This window comes from Bacillus sp. FJAT-18017, assembly GCF_001278805.1.
Taxonomy (GTDB): domain Bacteria; phylum Bacillota; class Bacilli; order Bacillales; family Cytobacillaceae; genus Bacillus_D.
This window is the reverse complement of sequence record NZ_CP012602.1, coordinates 949,238-968,889: the sequence shown is the minus strand read 5'-3', so window position 1 is coordinate 968,889 and position 19,652 is coordinate 949,238. Positions and strand designations below refer to the sequence as shown.

25 protein-coding genes are annotated in these 19,652 nt (G+C 39.2%); 7 read left to right on the top strand and 18 right to left on the bottom strand.

What is annotated here, in order from left to right:
- Positions 1–182: 182 nt before the first annotated feature.
- Positions 183–1,043, bottom strand: coding sequence for a hypothetical protein (locus tag AM500_RS04480; RefSeq protein ID WP_053598140.1), 861 nt, complete (start codon positions 1,041–1,043; stop codon positions 183–185).
- A 245-nt stretch (positions 1,044–1,288) separates the two neighbouring features.
- Here AM500_RS04480 and AM500_RS04475 point away from each other — a divergent pair, with 245 nt between their 5' ends.
- The 3 genes from AM500_RS04475 (at position 1,289) to AM500_RS04465 (ending at position 2,582) form a co-directional block, all read left to right on the top strand.
- The gene (locus tag AM500_RS04475) at positions 1,289–1,687 is read left to right on the top strand and encodes a hypothetical protein (RefSeq protein WP_053598139.1); all 399 of its coding nucleotides are present in this window, start codon (positions 1,289–1,291) and stop codon (positions 1,685–1,687) included.
- 82 nt (positions 1,688–1,769) lie between these two features.
- Positions 1,770–1,985 (top strand): hypothetical protein, encoded by a 216-nt coding sequence (locus AM500_RS04470; protein WP_053598138.1) that lies wholly within the window; start codon positions 1,770–1,772, stop codon positions 1,983–1,985.
- Between the two features lie 60 nt (positions 1,986–2,045).
- Entirely contained in the window at positions 2,046–2,582 is a 537-nt protein-coding gene (locus AM500_RS04465; protein WP_053598137.1) for a GrpB family protein, read from the top strand.
- 116 nt (positions 2,583–2,698) lie between these two features.
- On the opposite strand, the gene AM500_RS04460 is transcribed toward AM500_RS04465, so the two are convergent.
- Positions 2,699–2,995, bottom strand: a complete 297-nt coding sequence (locus AM500_RS04460) for a hypothetical protein (RefSeq protein WP_156319749.1) — start codon at positions 2,993–2,995, stop codon at positions 2,699–2,701.
- A gap of 190 nt (positions 2,996–3,185) precedes the next feature.
- Between AM500_RS04460 and AM500_RS04455 the strand changes: the two genes are divergently transcribed.
- Complete coding sequence (locus AM500_RS04455; RefSeq protein ID WP_053598135.1) at positions 3,186–3,431, top strand: DUF2164 domain-containing protein; 246 nt, start codon at positions 3,186–3,188, stop codon at positions 3,429–3,431.
- 393 nt (positions 3,432–3,824) lie between these two features.
- On the opposite strand, the gene AM500_RS04450 is transcribed toward AM500_RS04455, so the two are convergent.
- From AM500_RS04450 to pdxS, 10 genes are all read right to left on the bottom strand, one after another.
- On the bottom strand, positions 3,825–4,286 hold the full coding sequence (locus AM500_RS04450; protein WP_197282664.1) for a CarD family transcriptional regulator: 462 nt from the start codon (positions 4,284–4,286) through the stop codon (positions 3,825–3,827).
- Between the two features lie 509 nt (positions 4,287–4,795).
- Positions 4,796–4,996, bottom strand: coding sequence for a cold-shock protein (locus AM500_RS04445; protein ID WP_043930642.1), 201 nt, complete (start codon positions 4,994–4,996; stop codon positions 4,796–4,798).
- 254 nt (positions 4,997–5,250) lie between these two features.
- Entirely contained in the window at positions 5,251–5,949 is a 699-nt protein-coding gene (locus AM500_RS04440) for an SRPBCC domain-containing protein (RefSeq protein WP_053598133.1), read from the bottom strand.
- The gene (locus AM500_RS04435; protein ID WP_231688106.1) at positions 5,936–6,268 is read right to left on the bottom strand and encodes a metalloregulator ArsR/SmtB family transcription factor; all 333 of its coding nucleotides are present in this window, start codon (positions 6,266–6,268) and stop codon (positions 5,936–5,938) included. Before AM500_RS04435 ends, AM500_RS04440 begins: the two co-directional genes overlap by 14 nt.
- Before the next feature lie 137 nt (positions 6,269–6,405).
- On the bottom strand, positions 6,406–6,669 hold the full coding sequence (locus AM500_RS04430) for a CPCC family cysteine-rich protein (RefSeq protein WP_053598132.1): 264 nt from the start codon (positions 6,667–6,669) through the stop codon (positions 6,406–6,408).
- A 110-nt stretch (positions 6,670–6,779) separates the two neighbouring features.
- Positions 6,780–7,256, bottom strand: a complete 477-nt coding sequence (locus AM500_RS04425) for a hypothetical protein (RefSeq protein WP_053598131.1) — start codon at positions 7,254–7,256, stop codon at positions 6,780–6,782.
- A 124-nt stretch (positions 7,257–7,380) separates the two neighbouring features.
- Positions 7,381–8,091 (bottom strand): hypothetical protein, encoded by a 711-nt coding sequence (locus tag AM500_RS04420; RefSeq protein ID WP_053598130.1) that lies wholly within the window; start codon positions 8,089–8,091, stop codon positions 7,381–7,383.
- Positions 8,078–8,620, bottom strand: a complete 543-nt coding sequence (locus AM500_RS04415) for a sigma-70 family RNA polymerase sigma factor (RefSeq protein WP_053598129.1) — start codon at positions 8,618–8,620, stop codon at positions 8,078–8,080. Before AM500_RS04415 ends, AM500_RS04420 begins: the two co-directional genes overlap by 14 nt.
- 637 nt (positions 8,621–9,257) lie before the next feature.
- Entirely contained in the window at positions 9,258–9,851 is a 594-nt protein-coding gene (pdxT, locus tag AM500_RS04410) for a pyridoxal 5'-phosphate synthase glutaminase subunit PdxT (RefSeq protein WP_053598128.1), read from the bottom strand.
- A gap of 1 nt (position 9,852) precedes the next feature.
- Positions 9,853–10,737, bottom strand: coding sequence for a pyridoxal 5'-phosphate synthase lyase subunit PdxS (gene pdxS / locus AM500_RS04405; RefSeq protein ID WP_053598127.1), 885 nt, complete (start codon positions 10,735–10,737; stop codon positions 9,853–9,855).
- A 105-nt stretch (positions 10,738–10,842) separates the two neighbouring features.
- Here pdxS and pdxR point away from each other — a divergent pair, with 105 nt between their 5' ends.
- A complete protein-coding gene (pdxR, locus tag AM500_RS04400; RefSeq protein ID WP_197282663.1) occupies positions 10,843–12,252 on the top strand; it encodes a MocR-like pyridoxine biosynthesis transcription factor PdxR in 1,410 nt (469 codons plus the stop codon).
- A 253-nt stretch (positions 12,253–12,505) separates the two neighbouring features.
- On the opposite strand, the gene lepB is transcribed toward pdxR, so the two are convergent.
- Both lepB and AM500_RS04390 read right to left on the bottom strand, forming a co-directional pair.
- On the bottom strand, positions 12,506–13,036 hold the full coding sequence (lepB, locus tag AM500_RS04395; protein ID WP_053598126.1) for a signal peptidase I: 531 nt from the start codon (positions 13,034–13,036) through the stop codon (positions 12,506–12,508).
- A 139-nt stretch (positions 13,037–13,175) separates the two neighbouring features.
- Positions 13,176–14,303: an OB-fold nucleic acid binding domain-containing protein gene (locus tag AM500_RS04390; RefSeq protein WP_053598125.1), complete on the bottom strand. Its 1,128-nt coding sequence runs from the start codon at positions 14,301–14,303 to the stop codon at positions 13,176–13,178.
- A 300-nt stretch (positions 14,304–14,603) separates the two neighbouring features.
- On the opposite strand from AM500_RS04390, the gene AM500_RS04385 reads away from it, so the two are divergent.
- Entirely contained in the window at positions 14,604–15,440 is an 837-nt protein-coding gene (locus AM500_RS04385) for a DUF1206 domain-containing protein (protein WP_053598124.1), read from the top strand.
- Positions 15,441–15,785: 345 nt separating this feature from the next.
- On the opposite strand, the gene AM500_RS04380 is transcribed toward AM500_RS04385, so the two are convergent.
- Complete coding sequence (locus AM500_RS04380; protein ID WP_053598123.1) at positions 15,786–16,682, bottom strand: YfbM family protein; 897 nt, start codon at positions 16,680–16,682, stop codon at positions 15,786–15,788.
- A 184-nt stretch (positions 16,683–16,866) separates the two neighbouring features.
- Between AM500_RS04380 and AM500_RS04375 the strand changes: the two genes are divergently transcribed.
- Positions 16,867–17,082, top strand: coding sequence for a hypothetical protein (locus tag AM500_RS04375; RefSeq protein WP_053598122.1), 216 nt, complete (start codon positions 16,867–16,869; stop codon positions 17,080–17,082).
- A 335-nt stretch (positions 17,083–17,417) separates the two neighbouring features.
- Here AM500_RS04375 and AM500_RS04370 read toward each other — a convergent pair whose 3' ends face one another.
- The 3 genes from AM500_RS04370 to AM500_RS04360 form a co-directional block, all read right to left on the bottom strand.
- Positions 17,418–18,002 (bottom strand): GNAT family N-acetyltransferase, encoded by a 585-nt coding sequence (locus AM500_RS04370; protein ID WP_053598121.1) that lies wholly within the window; start codon positions 18,000–18,002, stop codon positions 17,418–17,420.
- A 300-nt stretch (positions 18,003–18,302) separates the two neighbouring features.
- Positions 18,303–18,932, bottom strand: coding sequence for an SdpI family protein (locus AM500_RS04365; RefSeq protein WP_053598120.1), 630 nt, complete (start codon positions 18,930–18,932; stop codon positions 18,303–18,305).
- Positions 18,933–18,934: 2 nt separating this feature from the next.
- Entirely contained in the window at positions 18,935–19,216 is a 282-nt protein-coding gene (locus AM500_RS04360; RefSeq protein WP_043930623.1) for an autorepressor SdpR family transcription factor, read from the bottom strand.
- Positions 19,217–19,652 lie beyond the last annotated feature (436 nt).

Genomic DNA, 19,652 nt, shown 5'->3' with positions numbered 1-19,652 from the left:
TCCCCTTCTTTGATAATTTTTTCCTACTACTCTATTTATATAGTATGCAATGATGAAGAAAAAAAATAGAGGCAAAATATCGGATTAAAATAGTGTATATTTCCATTTCGGAAGATGCTTTAAGTTTGTTTTTTTGCCGGAGATGTAAGGGGGCAAGTGGGTTTGGCAGGTGAGAATCGACCCTAGTTTTCCTGTTTGAATTTTTCGTAGGTTTGTTTGAATTCTTCCTCTGTTACCGCGTGAAAGTCGAGTTTTTCGCCGGTTGTCCATAGTGACAGGTTGACACTGGTGGCCATGTCATTAAAGTTTCCTTTCAGCCGGAACCTTTGCCCGTCTACATAGGTGTATAATTCCAACATATTCCCGTCTGTAATGCCGTTTAGAACATACTTGGTTTCTTTGTATGGAGTCCCTGCATTACCTGTGTCAGACACTATGAGAAGTGAGGCTGACAATTCGCCTTCTAGGAGCGCTTCGTCAATTTTAATGAACAATAACTGATTGCCATCAAGCGGGTTATGAAGATAACCGTAAACATTGTGGATTCCAGCGAACTGTTGCCTGATTTGGTCCTTTTCATTTTTTTCAACGTTATAGTCTAGTAACGCGGTCACATATTCATCAAGTTCCCTTTGGTTAACTGGATTATATAAAATCGCCTCATGCTCACCGGGTTTTTGCACTGAAAGATGTGGGCCGGAAAACGCCACGTCATAGGTGATCTTGTTTCCATCTTTGTTTACGGTTAATTCATATCCGTTCTTAGTCTTCTTTCCAGTTAGAGGATATTTCTGCCTCTCAACTAATGGCGGTTCATCGTCTTCCTCGATGAGTTTTCCTTCGTGAAAATACCCTTCCACCTTCCCTTTTCGGCTACTCAGCTCAAACCAATGAATCATAGCGTTGTTACTGTAAACGTAGGCGTCATGCTGATTCAGCGGTTCGCTGCTGACCTTCACCTCGGTTGTTACCCACCAGGCTGTATAACCAATCAATAAGCCTATTAGTACAGCAGCCATCCCCTGAAATTGGGACTTGTTCATTTTCGGTAAACCTCCTTGCCATATACTAATCGCTCAAATTTTTGACATACAGAGATTGCTAATTTTATCGTAAGGGATAAGGCGAAAGAAATATAGAATGTTTACGGAAAAGGATTTGTATTTTATTGCAAAATATTGTCGGACTTATAGATGGTTCGTTATATGTATAGATATTCTATGTATATAGTGATAAGATGTAGGTATCAAATTGGTAAAGTTTTCTTATACCAGAAAGGAGAATGTTTATGAAAAAGGTAATGATCTTCTTTTTAGCAGCATTAGTACTGGTTGGGTGTTCGGGCAAAGGAAAAAACGCTGAACAACACGGCAAAGGAATCTCAGTGGAAATGGCCGCTTCCACAAATATTAAACATCTATCACTGGTCCAGTTTGTGAATGGGAAAGAAATAGCTAGTGAAAACGTAGTTAACGCAGATGGAAGTGCGTTTCAAAAAGGAGAAAATACATGGTTTGATATTCCAATTGGTACTGGCAAACCTGTGGAATTAGCACTAGTTTATAGTCTAAATCACGATGGAACTAACGCCAAGACTAGCCAAAGAGTTGAAATTAGTAAAGCGAGTCGATGGGTAAACCTGAAGTTAAATGATGATTATCAATTAGAATTGATCAATGCAGAATAGAAATAGTTGCACGAAAAGTGTAGCGTATCCGCAGGTATTGGGATACGCTTTTAATATAGAGAATTTTTGGGAGGCGAAAATATTGCTGGCTAAAATTAAAGCTTTACCTGAGAAAGTGGCATTTGCAGTCGGATTAACCTTACTATTAGTTAGTGGAGTTTTGTTGTACTTGTTGCAACTTTTCCTACATATCGGTAATTGGTTTACGATTATTTCCGGAGGCATTATTTGGTTTATTGCTTTCTTATTTATTGCGAGTGCGGCGGATAAAAGACATACACGGATTGAAAAAAGCTGATTTCCCATCGCACCTTTTAGTCCATTTGTTTAATCCCAAAGTAATTACTACTAGGAGGCGATTCTCACGGAAACGGTCAATTTTATTAATAGCAATGTTCTTAATGAAAAGGCTGAGGAAACTTTTTCGCTTCACAAAGCCTTAATCTTAAAGCTGCTCCCGGAAGCTGATATACAGCATGTTGGCAGTTCCGCTATTCCAAACAGCATGACAAAGGGAGATTTGGATTTGCAAGTTCGAGTCGATGCTGAAAACTTCCCTAAGGCAGTCCAGGAACTTTCAAGGTTATATGAGCTTAACGAAGGCAGTACAAAAACCGAATCGTTCAGGGCTTTTAAAGATGATTCGGTAGATCCTCCTTTGGGGATACAACTAACCGTCATAGATTCGGAATTTGATTTCTTTTGGAAAATACGGAATGTATTACTTTCGAACGAAAAATATAGAAACAAATATGATGACCTAAAGAGGAAATACGAAGGAAAAGATATGGAGCTTTACAGAGAAGAAAAAAATAGCTTCTTTGAAAAGTTAATGGAAACTCCTGAATTTTTAAGTCTGAAAACCCCTAACAGATCACAAATGGAGGAAGAATAATAATTAAATATATATCACTTTTAAGAGGAAATTGATAATTGTACTAGCTGAATGGACTAGTCCGGACAAAATTTGGGGAACTAACAACTACTCAAGGTTATGGAGAAGCGATTTTGTTAAGCTCCTCTCCAATAAAGAACAAACCCCACTACAAATAGAATCGGGAACATAATGACAAGAACCCCCATCATTGCAAATCCACTGCCCTCGCTTATTCCATAGAATCTTCCAACTAACCATGAGAGCAGCGGAGCAATGAAAAACATGGTGGTGATTCCCCAAATTCTTAATTTATTATCTTTTGGTTTATTGTAGCTAAACAAAATTGTGAGTATTACTGCCACGGCTAGAATGGTCATTGCAACGGTTTCGTATAGCATTTCCGCTCTCCTCACTTTCACTACAGGTTTCAAGTCCGGCCCTCTAAGAACCCTTTTAAATCTACATTTAAATATTTCAATTAAATAAGAGCCTTATCCTTCTTAATTAACCCCAAACTGCAATAAATTTGCTGTACATATTTTCAATAAAAAAAACAGTCTGTTATGCGCTGTGAATTAAAAGTAAAGTTACAGTATTATCTTTTGAAAGGGATGGATTGTCGTGTTCGTTAAATTAACAAAAGACCAACATCAACTTATGATTTCTAATATTCAAGAGTTCTTTTCCGAGGAAAGAGATGAGAATATTTCTGATTTTGCCGCGGAAAGGGTCCTGGATTTCATTAAGGAATCTATCGCACCTCATTTCTACAACGCCGCTATTTCCGATGCGATCTTCGTAGCTCAGCAGCAGTTCTCGTCACTTGAGGTGGAGATGTCCTCACTGGAGCGACCGATCAAGAAATAATAATAGTTTATTAATATGCCGATTTTCCGCCATAGTTTTGGATTCCCATTACAACTGCAGTGCCAAAAGGTTTCAATATAAGGCTTCTTCTGGAGTGCTTTTATAGAATCATTATTTATGGAATTAGGCTATACTTACCTGCCTCAAGGAGAACGCCACCTCTTTGGGGCTTTATTTTTGACTTCCTCCTCCAGGAAATCATTGCATTTACACATTGTCGAAAGTTCCACCAATAGGACCGACATATAATTTTTCTTGAAATAAAAAAATACTGCCGTTGAAAATGGCAGTGGGCATAATGCTATAAGTTGAAGAAGTTGAATGTTTTTGAACAATTCACTCTCAATCAGCGGAAAATTCTGAATGTTTTTAGGAGAGGTACTACATAAATCCTCAACAGAAACTTTTTATTTGATTTTCAGTGATCCCTTTAATTAATCCGAGTTCACTAATCAAAAATTCATGTGCGCTTTCTAACATTTTCTTTTCGCTTGAATTAAGTGCTTTTTCTTTCTTCATACGCATCAAATCACGTACAACTTCTGCACCTTCTTGTATTTTACCCGTTTTTATTTTGTCCGTGTTCACTTTATACCTTTGTTTCCACGGCAGTAATTTATCTGATTCTCCATGCTGAAAAATGTGTATGAGGTGTTTTAATGCCATTATGTCAGTAATTGGGCGTATATTTGAACTTAATATTTTACCAGTAGGAATCATGACTTGCATATTACTGATAAACATTTTTATGACATAATACTGTTGTTTTTCCCCTGAGATTTCCTTTTCTTCAATGGCTTTAATAATACCTGTTCCGTGCATTGGATAAACAATGTTATCGCCAATTTGAAACAAATAATCCACCTCCATATATGATACATTCTTAAGTATACCATGAATACAGATTTTTATCAAATATTTAATAATATCATAAATTTATTTTCGACGTCAACTATTTTTTCTTTAAAAATAAAGGAAAATAAAAACAGTGATATTTGTGTCGGATTACCAATAATGGGAGGTTATTTCTCCGCGTATATTCTGAATCCCTTTGAACTACTAATCAATTTTCAATCTTGTTTGATACTCAAAAATTTCAATTCTTTTTTATAGAGGTGAAATAGTCGTAAGTCTTTTAGTTGTAGCACACCAAAAGAGTGGCAATTTAGCCACTATAGAAGCACTTTAAAAATATTATTCAACAGTAATTAGGAGAATTCATGATTATGTGGTACACTTTGTACACCATTTGATTTACTAGTTTACATGTGCCCCACTCAATCTTGAGTGGGGCCTCCTTGTTTTATAAAGAGAAAAAATAAAAAAACAGACTCTATAAAGAGCCTGCTTAGTTTGTTCTATTATTAAGCTTTACGAACGTTAGCTGCTTGAGCTCCACGTTGGCCTTGCTCAACGTCAAAAGTAACTTCTTGACCTTCGTCTAAAGATTTGAAACCTTCGCCTTGGATTGCTGAGAAATGAACAAATACATCTTCTCCGCCTTCGCGCTCGATGAAACCGAAACCTTTTTCTGCGTTAAACCATTTTACTTTACCTTGTTCCATTTTGTTTCCTCCTGCTGTGTGCTTTGCACACAATGTGTTACTATCCTTGCACTCAGTGATCATCAAGACGAAAAGTTAATCTCAGACTATCCTTTACACCGAACAAAAATAATTCTTCTAAAGCTTAACATTTTTTATAAATATTTGCAAGAAGATATAAACTCAACCTTTTTTTCAACTTCTGAACTTTCACACCTAATTTTGGATTTTTCATGTTGTTCTTATTCAAAAAAAATTATGATCTTCATGGTATGTTAATAAGGTACAGGATAAGCATCCACAAGGCAGCTTAATTCTAATTTTTCACTTTTTCTTTCTATGGTTAAGGTCACAGTCTGATTAACAGCTTTTTTGTTTAATGCCCTTTCAAATGATTCATACCCTACGATTTCTTCTCTATCGATTTCCTTTATTATGTCTTCAGGTTCAATCCCAGCAGCTGCCGCTACTGAATCTTTGTTTACCTTTAATACTCTTGTACCTATAGTACTCTCGCTAGTTGTGTGTGTAATACCAATCCATACTTTCCACAACTTTGCACGAATATCATCACCCGTTTCATAGACACTCTTCAGATTTTCTAAGAATTGACCTGTACCAAACAACATATTTTCCTTTATAGCTTGAGATATTTCACTCAAAAAGGAAGCTTGATATTCAATACTCACCTTAATACCATTTTCAACTTCCACTAATGAAGTAATAGTAGTAAAATCACCATCCATACTTTGGATTACAAAGCGTTTCATCGCATCAATTTCAGTGAACACACCCTCCGTTGTTGCTCCCCAACCATGATTCATGTAACCTCTTCCACCTACAGAAAAATCTATTTCGGCATGTTTGGTATACCAACGGTTTAAATGCTCAGGCTTAGTCAAAGCATCCCATACTTCCATTAAAGTGGCATTAATAACAATTTCTCTTTTGACGGAATCCTTAATCTTGTTCATCTCGAATCTCTCCTCTTTCAACATAATCTTTTAGACTTACGAGCTGATTATCGAGTAGTTCTCCGATGTATTGAAGCATATCCTGGTAGGCAATTTGGAGAGAGTTGGGGTTTAGCGAATAGATACGATACTTCCCTTTTAATCTCTCTGAAATAATTTTTTCCTCCAACAGAATATTTAAATGCTTCTTAATGGCTGGTTGAGAGATATCGAATGCTTCAACTATCTCCTTTTGGGTTTTGCTTCCTTGTTTAAGCATTCTTAATATACGACGGCGGGTAGGATCACCTAAAGCTCGATAGACATCTGGTATTTTCATTCCCTCCCTCAACATATAACCTAAAGGTTATATTAAATATAAACCTATTTGATAACGTTTTCAATACTCATTTTTAAAAAAGTATTGATAATTATCCTTTCACTATCCTGCCCGGGTAGTCTGAAGAAAGCAAGTAATTATAATGGCTTCCAATTTGGGTCCTTCTCGTCGTTCGAATTAGGCTTTCTAACAAATTCATTACACCCTTCTTCGCAGGCTCCAAATATAAGGAAGTTCTTTTGAGCTTGCCTTAAAGAGGGGGTATTAGCTCCTCCCTCATAATCTGGGTTACTGAACTGAACTCCATCATCTTCCCAAAAACATATACTGCAAATATCATATGTTCCTGGCGGTTTTTCATCTAATGTTTTATAACCACAACAAGGACAAGTATATTTCATACTGGTACTCCCCTTTATGTCATTTAAAAAATTAGCTTGTTCAATTACAGAAAAGAGGCATTAATCCAGCTGGCCCCTGACCAATGCACCTTATAGTGGAGGAAGTCAGCTTAATTATTCTTTAAATACATAACATCATCACTTCTAACCACTTGGAAAGTTAAATCATCCTTAACACTAAGTACAAATGCAGAACCTAATTCTGTACTATTTTTACTAGTAAAATATATACCATATCCATTATGGTCAGGGTTACCATACAAATAACAAACGACTTTTCCATCCTTCAAAAAAACAATTTGGTTCATTCCTTCACTAACCGTTTCACTGATACCATCCCATTTGTATCCGACTGTTTCATATATCGTATCTTTTGATGTATATGGATAAAAGGAGTACACGACATCCCAATCAAAAGGAGTCACGTCTGACAAATTTACTGTTTCAACAGATTTTCCAACGGATAACACTTCTTGTTTTAATAAATCTTCATTAATATCCCATAAATCTTTCTTTAATAGATTTATCGAAACAACAAAAAACAGTATCGCGGAAGTTACTATCACTAATGCTTTTGTTAGTTTCATATCAATCTTCCCCCATTTCTTGCCTTGTGTATATCTGTTCTTCTTCCACTCCCTGCTCTTTTAGTTAAATTATTCAACAAAAATGGCGTTAATCCTTTTCTGGATCAACGCCCGTTACTTCAGTTTAATTGTTTATTTCACTCAGGAAATTTAACAAGCCATTGTCGTTCATATATTGAAACTTCGTGATTTTATCTTCTTCTCCTGTTTTTGTAGAAAATGAGACATCACCTTCTACATTCGCTATTTTTTCTTCACCGCCATTTTTCCGATAACCGACCTTTGCTATGAAGGTATAACGATATGGAATTTTCTCGTTGTGCTCAATCGTGGCCTCCTTAAGGCTTAATATATAACCAGCGTTGGAAGCAAAGGTATGGTATTGAGTACCACCATATGCATTGATAAAGGTATGGAGCCCATTCTCTGTAAAGTAAGGTCCGTATACCTCCGTTAAATATTTATCTAACTCTTGGTTCTCTTCTTTGTTATTTACAATAGTCCTATATTTAGGATTCCATAATAGGTCCATAAGCTCTTCATTTGGACCATTAAGTTCTAACTCAAGAATCTTTTGTATGGCGGTGGTATTTGAATCCGTATCAGGTTTCGGATGTGCCTGATTCAATTTAGCAGTGTCTGTAACCATCGACAATATAAACACTGCTGCAACACTTATAAAGATGGCCACTAAAAAACTTACTCGTAGATTACTAGGCCGCTTCTTCTTCTTATCCAAGGTGGACAATTCGTTTACTATTCTGTCCTCTAAGGAAACTGTAAACCGAGGTTCATTCCCAACGAAGTTATCAAACCTCTTTTTAAGATTGTTCATTTAAGATAACCTCCCATTCTGTTCCATCCAATTTATTCTTAAGAATAGATTTAGCTCTTGATAAACGGGTTTTCACCGTATTCTCGGAACAGTTGAGTATTTTACTAATTTCAATAATTGTAAATTCCTGATAGTAATAAAGAAGAATAACATCTCTGTATTTTATCGACAGTTTTAATACTTCCTGAACTAACAAATCATTCTTATTCTTGTTCATTATTATTTGTTCAGGCGAATTCTTCTTAGAGCCAGAATTACCAAATAGCTGGTGGGAGTAAAGGTGAATTTTATTTTTCCAACTGCGTAAATAATCATGGCATTTGTTTACTGTAATCTTAGCCAGGTAAGTCCTTAAAGACGATCTATTTTCAAACTGGTGTGATTTAAGATAATACGTAACAAATACCTCCTGTACGATATCTTCCGCAGTAGACCAGTCTTTGACATAAAAGTAAGCTAAGCGAATTAAATATTCTCCATGTTCCTTCATTATATTTCTGAACTGGATGGAATCTATCTCTTCATTCATAGCAGCAACACTCCCCCTTCCCCAAAACTCCCCATATTGACGCAGCCCTTTAATAAAAGGTTTCAAAAATTTAAAAATAACTCGAAAGTTTTATGAGCCTTTTCACCTTACTTATGAGCCTCATATGAGCCGATTCCCCACCGATATGAGCATTTAGACATTTACTGGAAACTCGATTCCTGCTCGAAAGTTTTATGAGTCATTTCACCCTACTTATGAGCCTCATATGAGCCGATTCCCCATCGATATGAGCTTTTAGACATTTACTGGAAACCCCGATTCCTTCTCGAAAGTTTTATGAGCCATTTCACCCTACTTATGAGCCTCATATGAGCCGATTCTGCATTGATATGAGCATTTAGACATTTACTGGAAACCCCGATTCCTGCTCGAAAGTTTTATGAGCCATTTCACCCTACTTATGAGCCTCATATGAGCCGATTCCCACCGATATGAGCATTTATACATTTACTGGAAACCCCGATTCCTGCTCGAAAGTTTTATGAGCCTTTTCACCCTACTTATTAGCCTCATATGAGCCGATTCCCCATCGAACAAAAATAGAGGACTAAATAATATTAGTCCTCTTAGAGTATTGCTATTATATTTTTTGCAGCTGATGTTTTCCGAACCTTCCCTAGTTTGCCTCGGCTAATGAGAATCGTCCCGCCACCATTTCGATGAAGTGGTGCATGATTCGAGTGTCTTCTGTTAGTTCCGGGTGGAAGGAGCAGCCCAGGAATTGGCCTTCTTGGGCCAGGACGATCCGGCCTTCGTGTTTTGCGAGAACTCTAACATTTTCTCCGACGGACACGATGTGCGGTGCCCGGATAAAAACGGCTGGAATATCTTCACCTACGCCCGGAACCGATAGTCCGACTTCGAAACTATCTACTTGCCGCCCAAATGAATTGCGTTCAACCACTACATCCATTAACCCTAGATGCGGCGTTTCATACCCAACGATTTCTTTTGCCAAAAGAATCAGTCCTGCGCATGTTCCGAACATTGGAACACCTTGGACAGCCAAGCCCCTTATTGGCTCCAGCAGCTCGTAACGGTCAAGCAGTTTCCGCATTGTTGTACTTTCTCCGCCAGGCAATACGAGGCCATCCAGTTCACTAAGATCCTCAACTGATTTGACTGCAACTGCCTTGCAGCCAAGCTCTTCAATTTGCCTAATGTGCTCTCTGACTGCACCTTGTAATGCAAGAACTCCAATTTTCAGCATATTACCAGCCACGTTCCTGCATCCGTTCGGTTACATGTAGTGTTGAAATGTCGATGCCTTTCATCGGTGTTCCCAGTTCTTTTGAAATTTCCGCAATTAGTTTGTAGTCTTGGTAGTGAGTTGTTGCCTCAACGATTGCACGGGCAAATTTTTCAGGGTTATCCGATTTGAAAATACCTGAACCAACGAATACGCCATCAGCGCCCAGTTCCATCATTAACGCCGCATCAGCAGGTGTAGCGACTCCACCGGCAGCAAAGTTTACAACCGGCAGGCGGCCGAGTTTTTTAATTTCCAAGAGCAATTCAAATGGTGCTCCAAGGTTTTTCGCTTCTGTCATCAATTCATCTTCATTCATGCCGACAACGCGTCGTACTTGCGCATTCACCTTTCGGATGTGGCGGACGGCTTCGACGATATTTCCTGTTCCTGGCTCACCTTTTGTCCGAAGCATTGACGCTCCTTCACCAATCCGGCGTGCTGCTTCCCCTAAATCGCGGCAGCCGCAAACGAACGGTACCGTGTAATTGCTTTTTAAAAGATGAAATTCTTCATCAGCAGGTGTTAATACTTCACTTTCGTCTATGTAATCGACACCCATTGCTTCTAATACACGAGCCTCTACAATATGGCCAATACGAGCTTTTGCCATGACCGGAATTGAAACAGCATTCAACACTTCCTCGACGATGCGGGGATCCGCCATCCGGGCTACTCCGCCATTTTTGCGAATATCTGATGGCACCGCCTCGAGGGCCATAACCGCAACTGCACCAGAAGCTTCAGCGATTTTTGCCTGCTCCGCATTGATAACATCCATGATGACGCCGCCTTTTTGCATTTCAGCCATACCACGTTTTACTCGATCAGTTCCAACCTCTTTCATGAAAAAAACCTCCAATAAGTTAATAATTTTCAGTATAATAGAAATTGACCATATAAAAAGGCTCAGTTTTTTAAAAAACGATAAGGTCAGGTTGGAGGTTTGCAAATGGATATGCTTATGTTTAAATTGGATAAAAGTACAGCAAAGCCCTTATATGACCAGCTTTATTCAGGGATTAAGAACGCAATTATCCATAAGCAAATCGAAGTTGGAACGAAATTGCCATCAAAAAGAAAACTGGCTGACTTTTTGAATATCAGCCAAACGACAATTGAAATCGCCTATGCCCAGCTTCTCGCGGAAGGCTTTATTGCCTCTAAACCCCGGATTGGTTTTTTTGTCGAAGAAATCGATGAACTACCTTATGTTCAAAAAGAAATACTCGAGCTGCCTGAAGCTAGGAACGTGAAAAGATCATATGAATTCGACTTCCATCCAGGAAAAATAGATGGGGACTCCTTCCCATTTTCACTTTGGCGGAAATATGCGAAGGATTTATTTGATACAGGTTCAAAGGAGTTTTTACAAATCGGGGAACCTCAAGGGGAATACGCATTACGGGCTGAAATTGCAAACTATCTTTATCAATCAAGGGGGATTGTTTGCAGACCGGAACAAATAGTAATTGGCTCGGGGACGGAACATTTGCTGCCGATGATTTTACGATTGCTGGAGAATGATTCGAAATTCGCCCTTGAAAATCCGGGATACTCAGCAATTCCAAGAATACACTTGCAGGAAACAGCTATACCGATTCCGGTGGATGAAGACGGTTTAGTGATTGATGAACTTGAAAAAACAAACGCCAATGTTGTTTACATTACACCTTCCCACCAATTCCCTACCGGTGCTGTTCTATCGGCAACTAGAAGAACCCAGCTTTTGAAGTGGGCGGCAAAAGATGATGATCGCTATATTATTGAGGACGACTACGATAGCGAATTCCGGTATACCGGTAAACCGATTCCTGCATTACATGGTTTGGACCAGAATAACAAAGTCATTTATATAAGCACGTTTACCAAATCTCTGATGCCTTCCTTGCGGGTCGCTTATTTGGTACTGCCTCCAAGATTATTAAGGAAATATAAACAAACCTTCAGCTATTACTCGGCAACCGTCCCCCGGTTCGATCAGCATATCTTAGCCAGCTTTATGAGGGATGGACATTTTTCAAAACACTTAAACCGGATGCGGAAAATTTACAGCAAAAAGCATGATAAAATCACTCAGATTTTTGCGGCTGATTACCCTGACGTCCGGATTACAGGCGAACAGGCCGGCATGCACATTCTGATATCTGTCCCACTGGGGAAGAGCGAGACCGAATTAAAGCAGATAGCAGATGATAACGGAATCGCCATTTACCCAATAAGTGATTACCTTTTAGGGCCAATCGATTATGAAGATCCGACCTTTTTGTTAGGCTTCGGGGGTATCCCTCTGGAGGGAATCGAAAAAGGCATCCACCAATTGATGGCGTCCTGGGGGGTAAAAAGGGATCGCCAAAAATAAACTGAGTACATCCAACCGAGCAACCTAAAAAAATTTATAACATTTTACAGTTCCTTGATCAAGACACTTTTTTAATTATTCAAGACAGATTTTTCGATCTACAAGACATTTCCCGAAGAATGCAGGACATTTCCCAAACGATGCAGGACAGATTTTCAAATTTTCAGGACAAACTTAATTCAAACCCAATAAAAATAGCTAGGCCCGGTCATCTCAATTTGACCGGGCCTTTCTTTATGTTATTGAATCGTCTCTATCTGCCAAGTATTTTTACGTCCTCAATTGGCCAGAAGACGATGCTGGTTTCGCCGATGACTTTATCCTTGGAAATTGGGCCGATATGACGGCTGTCCATGCTTTTGCGGCGGTTATCTCCCATGACAAAAATGGTGTCTTTCGGAACAGTGGCGGTGAAATTGTTTGTGAGTGGGCCTGTATCGCCATATGAATCCAGTTCCTTTTTATATTCAGCCAGATAGTGTTCCTTGTACTGTTTGCCGTTAATGAAGAGTTTATCGTTTTTATATTCGATTTTGTCACCAGGCAGGCCGATGACGCGTTTGATGTAGTTTTCTGTTTCGTTGGCGTGGAAGACGACGATGTCAAAGCGTTCGAGTTCACCGACTTTTGTAACCATCATTCGTTCGTTATTATGCAAGGTCGGCATCATGGACGCCCCTTCTACAATGACAGGTGTGAACAGGAATGTCCTCACCACGATTACGATTATGAGCGCAATCCCAATTGATTTGAACCAATCCCAGACTTCTTTTTTACTCGCCATTCGATTCACCCTTTCAGCGTGGCTGTCCTTAGGATTATTTTACCACACTTCACTGTTAGGATGTAAAGCCAAGCGGTATGGCAAATCGGGGGTGGGTTCTTGCACCTGAAGACTAAGAACTATCTCCAGTTTGCCGCATTTATCTTTTTGGGAGATTGAGAACGTCCCTCGTTAGCGGCTGAAGGTCCCAGCATAGTACTTTGGCTGGTTCGTTTTGTTTTAGTTTGTAGACTTTGCCGGTGGCGGTGATGATATCACCGGTTTCATAGTTCCACTTGCGGTGGATTTTCCGGAAGTAGTGGTATGGCAGTTCGATGTTGAAGGTACCGATTCCGTCGTCAATTTGGATAGAGACAAAATGACCTTTGTCGCTCTCTGTTTCTAACCAGTTTTTTGAGATGACAATTGATTTAATCATGCCGGCAACGGTGACTTCCGAGCCGTGCGGGCATTCGGTGCCGAGCTGGGCACTGATTGCTGTTACTTTGCTGCGGATGAGCTGGTAAAGTTCGGTGTTGGTAATATAAATGTATTTTTCTTTTATTTCGATGCGGTTGACGGTTTTGCCGAAGAATTTATAGGTTACTTTGTGCTGAGTCAGAATGGAAAGCGGAAGTTTGTAGAGGATTGCTTCAATTGAAATGACGTCCCCTTTCCGGTAGCCTTCCAGCAGGCTTCGTGAGTTGTAGTCTGTAAATTCGATTGGGTACTTACTAAATCCGTCGTCAATCATCACGATTGCCCGGGTCTTTTCATAATAAGCGAGCTCGTCGTCAAGGAAAATGATATTATCGATTCTGCCACCGATTGTGATTTGTTTGGCGGTGTCGTCATAGCGCTCGATGTGTTCATGGATTGGCGGAAGAATTTGTTCTCTGCCCCTGTAAATGTCGAGATAGCTCCGATAAAGTGAGAATTCATGGGTGAAAGGCTTGATATTCCGGCAGATTAATTTAATCTTCTGAGCGGTTTCCTCTATTAAAATTCCTTCTGCGAGGATAAGGGTTCCTCTTTTATACGGCGTGTCACTTTTGGCAAAGTTTTTGGTTGCGGCTTCTAGGAGGAGTGAGCCATGGTAGTTGCTAATTGATATAGTCTTGATGCTGGGATCGGTATCCTGGATAAAGTCGATAATGCCGCCGACGCGTACCAGTTTGCCAAGATATTCTTTTTTATTGACTTTATTGAAGTCTTCATCGAAAAAAGACAGGTAATGGAAGTCAGCCCATTCATCTATTAATTTAGTCATATTGGAATAGTTATACAAACCGTTTATCCTCCCTCTTATACAATTATGTATTGGCGGACTTGTTCATACTTCCATTTATACCCGGATGTTGCGTATTTTAGTTCTATATTTTCTAAAAAATTCTGGGATCAAGGATAAACAATAGATTTGTTGTACTATTTTATCTCTTTACCACTGAAATATTTTATCTCTTTACCACCGAAAAACGAATCCTTCCTAAGGAGAATCGTCCCTTATTGCTATGAAAATAATGGCTGTTTCTTTTTCAGGTAATCCGGGAATTGAGAGGTAAGAGAATGTAGAGGATGTGTACCTGTTATGAATTCGCCGTCGAAAGCACTGGCAATGGATAAAATGGAGGAAGTAAAGCCATGGGTGCGCCGCTTTGGCCGCTTTGGTTATATTGCGAAAGGTATCGTGTATGTATTGATTGGGGTGCTCGCCGCTTTGGCTGCTTTTGGGCCCAAAGGTGACATTACCGGAACATCTGGTGTTCTTCGGTCAATCTCCGAAAAACCGTTTGGCGAGGTTGTCTTATGGTTAATTGGCATCGGCTTAGTCGGGTACATCGTTTGGGAACTTATTAGAGCGGTAAAGGATCCTGAATATGATGGCACCGATGCAAAGGGCCTGGTTAAGAGAGCAGGCTACTTTATCAGCGCGATTATTTATGCGAACCTGGCATACGCTGCATTCAAATTGGCCAGCCACACTGGCAGTGCGGGCGGAAATTCGGAAAAAACTATTTCATCCAAGTTAATGGAGCAGCCTTTCGGCGTATGGCTGGTCGGATTGGTAGGAGTCATTATCATTGGATATGGTATTCATGAACTGTATAGCGGTGTGAAAGAAAAATTTATGTCCAGATTCAAAACGTATGAAATGAATCCAGAGGAGCGGAAAATTGCCCGGCTGTCAGGTAAAATCGGGCTAAGTGCGCGGGGGATTGTTTTAAGCATGGTCGGATATTTCTTCATTAGGACGGCATACACCCATAACCCCAACGAATCAAAAGGCCTGGAAGGAGCCTTAACTGAATTGGCAGCCCAGCCATTCGGTCGGTTTCTGCTGGCAATTGTGGCCGCCGGACTTGTATTGTATGGAGTCTATCAAATTATTCGGGGACGTTACCAGCATATGAATTTTGGGAAATAGGTTAGGATTGCAGCTGCCACGATTAGAGTTTCGTGGCAGTTTTTTGAGTGATTGAGAAAAGATTCTTCGATAAATTTTAGTTTCCCTTTGGGCGTAGATATCTTACAGGAATCCGGTTGGACGTTTAATTTCTACGGGCACTTTATGGATTTCTATGGGCACATTCTTAATTTCTATGGGCACTTTTTTGTTTTCTATGGGCACTTTTTTAATCTATGGGCACTTTCTTGATTTCTATGGGCACCATTTTATTCCACTTTTTTTATTTGTAGAATTATTTCCTTGGAAATTGTCGAAATAGATTCGGTTATGGTTGGGTCCTTTTTTGCTTTGTCCTCCTCCCTCTCAGCCAATGACCAGCAGCATGGCCTGGTTGTTTTCGGCAGCTGTTTTGTAGTAGTTGACGAGGAAATCGTAGTATTCAATTAGGAATTCCTTGTCGTCAGGGCTCCATCGTTTACCCATTGGGTAAATATTGTTTGCGTTGAGTGTCTGGATATCGTAGCGTTCGGCAAGTTGGCTTGCTGGGATTTGTTTGAGTTCGCTGTATAGTTGAGCTACTTCGTTTGGTTCGAAATAACGTGCTGGCCCGTAGTCTGAGAAGTCGTCGCCGATTTCGGTTCCGCCAAGGACGGCTTTGCCGATGTTGTCCGGGACTTGGTCTTTCGCTGTGTCACCGGTGAGGAGGAAATAGATGCCGTGCCACGATGTGTCGATGTCGAGTTCTAGTTCCTGGATGTCGTCGGAGTTGTCGAAGATGTCATAGATGTCGTCCGGGTTGGCTTTGATTTCATTGAGAAGTTCTGGCTGGATTCTGTAAAAGCTTGCGATCATGCTCATTGGGATTATCTCCTTTTCATATGTTGTTGATGGTGAGCCTATTAGATATGTACATCCAAACCCAGTGACTGCGATGATTGCAATCAGTGCGATGGACGGGATTAGCGGAAATAGCGTGACTGTTGTAACGGCAACCACGGTCACGATGGCGACTGCTAAAAAGGCAAAGAATAGCCCCTTCCAGACCGGTTTTTCGTCTATGTAGGCGGACAGGTAGGCTATAAAAAACAGGATAACAAGATACACTATATTCGTCCAATTGTACTGGTCTGGAAGGACGAGTATAACGAGAAATAGGAAAATTATTATCGATTTTCTGTTCACCTTCAGTTTATTTATTAGGTCACTGGGTTGGGGGTGAGCTTTAATTGTAGTTTGCCCAACATTTTGTTCCTCTTTCATCTGCTTCCTCCCTGCTAGCTCTTTGATGGGTGTGTTATTTATTCTTGGTTTGAGGGCGGATTTCCTTCTTTGAGAGGTTTCTGTGGGTTTGTTCCAATAGTTTCCATTTGGTATTGACTCTCGAAAGGATTGTTTTAATGGGATTCGGGAAAATAGGTGAAAAAGGTTGTCAGGAGGGATTACGATGGACTTCAATAAACTGGAAAAGCTGGGTGATGAGCTGCGTGAGGCCGGGCACAAGAGGCGGCAGCTGGTCGAGCAGATTTACGATGAGGTGAAGCAAGGCGATCCACAGGCTTCTCAGGAGCTGTATCAGGAGTTAAAAGATGTCTCCGACCAGGCGATTGATATTATCGAGCGGCAGAAGGAAATTGTTGATAATGAGCTGGGGAAAATGTAGCAGGTGCGAACCTGGTACTGCGTTTCTAATTTTGGCTCCGTTTAAAGTTTACTGTTGATAGGGCAAGAAAAACCGAAATTCCCAATTTTAAAGGAGTTTCGGTTTTTTATTTGCTTATTCTACTAACGTACCCTACAGTTTAAATACAACAGTTCACAATCTTTCTTATTGAAAACATTCAGGAGACAAATAAAAGAAAATTAGACACTACATTTTTTTAGTGTCTGATTTTAGTAAGTACATTTCCTTCAACAACCAATTATCCTTATTTTCTTAAGGATTGTAATACACCACTCACCTCTTAACTCCGGCTTTTACATATGACTCGTATATAACTAGCTTTTATGAAGGAGGTAAAACTCTTCGCTTATTATTGAATACATTTTTAAATCTTGATGTTTTCCTTTGACGTACAGCCCCTTCCTAATGACACCTTCAAAGGACATTTTTGCCTTTTCCATTACGCGTGCAGAACCGATATTTTCTATGTAGCATTTTGCTTGAATACGAACCAAGTTCATATTGTTAAAGCCGAACTTTATTACTTCAGTTGCTGCTTCTGTGGCGATTCCCCTTCCCCAAAAATCATGAGATAGAGCATATCCGATTTCAGCAACTTTATGTTGTGTATCCCATGTGACAAATTCAATCGTACCAATTAATTTTCTGTTTTCTTTATATTCAATTCCCCAATGAACCAATTTCTTATTTTCCCATTGATTTATTATCCGTTCAATTGTCTCCTTTGTTTCCGCTAAAGAATTGTGAGCGTTCCAAGAAGAGTACTTTGGCACTTCCTCATTAGAACAGTATGAATACATATCTTCTACATCATCTAAAGTTATCTTTCTAAGTTTAAGTCTTTCGGTTTCTAAGTTCGGAAAATCGCTAAATAGCTTATCAATCACCAAAAAAGCCATCCTCCTTAATGGGAACTATCATCAGATATTGAAATTGGTTTGTACAGTATTTCTCTTCAGGAGGTACTAATTCCTTCTAATACTAAACTGCCCGTAGTATCCTTCTAAGTATCTCTCAATAAAATATGGTACGGCTCCTCCGTTAATTCATAAAGACAAAAAAATCCCCAGTTAGTTTTACTAACTAGGAATTTTAAAGCACCTTATACTTCGTATTCATTTTTGTCCAGATTATTATTATACCGTTACCATTAAAAACCTGTACCCAGCAAACAATGCTGTTGTTGAATAATAACTTCTCTATACTTTTTTCTTGAATAAAATAAAGGAATATACAATAGGAGACAGAAGAATTACTAAAATAATTGGAAAACTGATGTCAACAAATCTAGCGGGCAGGAAGATTGAAAGTATCAAAAGTAACCCGCCAATAATAAATGTCCTTCCTCCAAAACGATGTGTTTGTTTCCAGTTGTTTTCATCATTAAGTGTCCATGGTGTTTTTATACCGACAAAATAATTCGGCTTCATTTGGGGCATATAATTTCCAATGACTATGAAGGTAATGCCTACTAAGATCGGCATGACAATGCTCACATTTACTTTATAATCAAGACCGGCTAATAGCATTAATATATTGATTACAAAAAACAACAGTAATGTTGACAGATTTATGATGGAATAACCTTTTGAGAAATATTTATAATTGCTTTTTTTCGGATCAATTCTAGGGATAAACACAAGAACTAAATAAATCAAAACCATAGTGCCAATTGACATTAACATTGCATTTAACTTAGTAGCATATCCATCTACTTCACCACTTGCATTCCAATGTATTGGGACTTCCCCAGGCAGCCTGTTATAAAAAACAAGCCATAAAATGATTGTTGAGGCAATAATAATAATCGGTAATACATGTTTTTTCATATTCAATCCTCCCCTTTTCTCCCACTTGTTTGATCAGCAAAATGCAGTGCCCAGCTAATAATTTCCTGAAATACCGTTGTATTAAGGGAATATACTACAAATTGACCTTTTTTTTCGTCATGCACAAGGTTGGCGTGTTTCAAAATTTTCAGATGCTGAGAAATGCTAGGTTTAGTCATTTTAAAATGGTCGGATATTTCCCCGGCGGTTAGGTCCTTTTGCTTTAGAAGATCCAATATCTTCCGCCGGGTGGGGTCTGAAAGGGCCTTAAAAGTATCTTGCATAATTAGCTCCTCATAACATTTAAGTATTTAACTAAATACTACAACGTTTGGTGGAATAAGTAAATATGATTTTAGTAATAAAATAACTTGGTTTTTGATTTGGAGTTTAAATTAATTCTTTAGGCTACCCTGTCCCGTTAAGTTCTGCGACAAGGATAGGATTACCGAATTTTGTACAATGACCTTCCTTCTCGGTATAATGAAATTTCTTTATCGCCAGAGGTTTTTGGACTTTTTTAAGGTTGGTCCGTTCTCAGTTTTTAGGCTGAAATGGAGTTTGTCCTGAAAAAGTGAAAATCTGTCCTGCATTTTTTGGGAAATGTCCTGTATTTTTCGGGAAATGTCCTGAATATCGAAAAATGTGTCTTGAATACCGAAAAATCTGTCCAGATAAAAAATTGTCCTGATTCAAGGGACTGGTGAACCCGCCAGTTTT